Genomic DNA, 2,309 nt, shown 5'->3' with positions numbered 1-2,309 from the left:
TGCCGACACGAGGATTTTCAGTCCTCTGCTCTACCGACTGAGCTACCGAGGCATATTTCTGTTAAACAAATCATTCAGGTTCTCATTTCGCCGACCGGCTCACGAGAACCTGGTTTGCAAGCTTGGCGACCCTGAACGGATTTGAACCGTCGATCTCCGCCGTGACAGGGCGGCATGTTAGACCGCTACACCACAGGGCCACTAACAATCGCATATTAAAGTATATATCATTTTTGCATAAATGTCAATACTTCAAATCAAAGAATTTATACCAAATAAGTCACTGCAATATATATTATTATATTGCCATACGATGACTAAGTCAAGTAGTTTTACTAAACAGTACTATCCTGCCAAAACTTTATTTATTGTTTCCTCTACTTGCTCAGGATCAAAGGGTTTAATAATAAAGCTTGATGCACCTGCTTTGATAGCTTCAGTAATAATACTTCGCTGACCAATGGCCGTTACCATAATAATCCGCGCCAGCGGATCCTCTTCATGAATATGTTTAACTGCCTGGATTCCATCCATAATCGGCATGGTAATATCCATAGTCACCAGATCAGGTTTATATTGACGGTATAATTGAACTGCATGCTTACCATCACCAGCTTCAGCAACTATTTCGTGCCCTTTTTCGGTAAGCATTTTTTTTAATATCATCCGCATAAACGCAGAATCATCACAGATTAGAATTCTCGACATGGTAGTTTACCTCCGTTGTTGCACAAGCTAATTAAGTTGCACTTGTTAATTTACTTACATTGTCAAGAGTTGAAACTAACTTATCCTGTATCCGCATCTCAAGCTCAGGTAATGTTTTGGCGTCAAAATCATATGTCATAACGGGTATTCGCCTTGTACGAATCTCGCCAAAAAATTCGTCACGATATATATTGTAATTTATTGTTAAATTACTTTCGGTCGTAAAATTGCTATAGTCTATTATAACATACGTACCATTTAATACTTTAAGCGGTTCATGCGGGCTTATAAAAAGTTCAAATCCTGATAACTGCTTAGGTAACTTCGCAATATATGGCCATTCAGAAATTTTCTTTTCTTTAAAGCGTACACATAAAGAGGCCGGATCAAAATATGCCAAACCTTTTATAGTTTTTTCCATTCGGTTTACCAAAAGATTTTCTAATACTGCTAAATCACCAGTAATATAATTAATATCGCAGTATTCCATCAATCCCACTACTATACGGGCCAAAAAATCCTTGGTCGCGTGGTCATACATAATAGTAAAGCTGCGCCGTGTTGATGGATTATTATAAGTAAAAATGCGGTACTGGGAACCACAAATCATTAATTCATTAATCAAGGTGAATCCATATATTTCATTAGGAAGCTTTTTTAAATATTCCCAACTAGCTACTTGTTCGATAATTTTTTGCATCAGTAAATCATCTCCTAAAATATTATGATTATTATTCTTGGCTGTAGTCAAAAAACCTGCCTACTCTGTAACCAAAATGCAAAATCCGAATACTATAAAAGTAGCTCCTACGGGAACATTGACAATATGTAAGGAGGGAAACCATATGGTACAACGTTGGGGCAAACTGGTGTCGGTATTACTTGTACTTACCTTATTACTTACTGCCTGCAGCCAGGCGCCTGTTACCCAAGTAAATCATCCTAAAGAACCTATTTGGGCTTCCGGCTTAACAGCATTACCCCAAGAAACGGTAGTAAAAGTCGGCATGAAACAGGTGGTTTCTGATGCCGGTATTCTTATTGGCATGGCCAAAGGCTATTATCAAGATCTTGGTATCAGGATTGAAGCCGTACAATTCAATACAGGACAGGAAATGATCAATCAATTAGCCGCAGGCCAGTTAGATGTTGGCGCAACAGTCACAGCATCAGGGCTCTTGAATGCTATGTCGCGCGACATACCAGTAAAAATTGTCGCCGACAAAGGCATCAATGTTCCTGGGCAAGGTTACTATCGTTTGATAGTAAGAAAAGATCTTGCTGACGGCATTAAAGACTATGCTGACTTGCGCGGTAGAAAAATTGCCGTAGTTGGTACCGCTTCACTTGATGAAATATGTCTTGACAGAGTTCTAGCCAAAGGCGGTTTGTCCACCAACGACATTGATTTGCAGGTAATTCGCGCTTTCCCTGATATACTTGTTTCACTAGGCAATAAAAGCATCGATGCCGCTATGGTAATTGAGCCCTTCGTAACTCAAAGTATTGAAAAAGGCATTGCTGATCCCTGGAAAGATCCATCTGAATATGACCCCGAGGCACAAATCGCCTTATTAGTATATGGCACAAGCATGACAACA

General features: G+C 39.4%; 3 protein-coding genes and 1 tRNA gene. 1 reads left to right on the top strand and 3 read right to left on the bottom strand.

Annotation, left to right across the window (positions count from 1 at the left end; translation table 11 throughout):
* Positions 1 to 123 precede the first annotated feature (123 nt).
* From AC29Z1_RS16795 to AC29Z1_RS16785, 3 genes are all read right to left on the bottom strand, one after another.
* A tRNA-Asp gene (locus AC29Z1_RS16795) sits at positions 124 to 200 on the bottom strand.
* A 145-nt stretch (positions 201 to 345) separates the two neighbouring features.
* The gene (locus AC29Z1_RS16790) at positions 346 to 708 is read right to left on the bottom strand and encodes a response regulator (RefSeq protein WP_488272599.1); all 363 of its coding nucleotides are present in this window, start codon (positions 706 to 708) and stop codon (positions 346 to 348) included.
* Positions 709 to 739: 31 nt separating this feature from the next.
* On the bottom strand, positions 740 to 1,459 hold the full coding sequence (locus AC29Z1_RS16785; RefSeq protein ID WP_488272598.1) for a hypothetical protein: 720 nt from the start codon (positions 1,457 to 1,459) through the stop codon (positions 740 to 742).
* Between the two features lie 94 nt (positions 1,460 to 1,553).
* On the opposite strand from AC29Z1_RS16785, the gene AC29Z1_RS16780 reads away from it, so the two are divergent.
* The coding region (locus AC29Z1_RS16780; RefSeq protein ID WP_488272597.1) for an ABC transporter substrate-binding protein at positions 1,554 to 2,309 on the top strand (756 nt) is incomplete at its 3' end.

Source organism: Sporomusa sp. (assembly GCF_057736855.1).
This window is presented reverse-complemented; position numbering and strand designations above follow the sequence as displayed.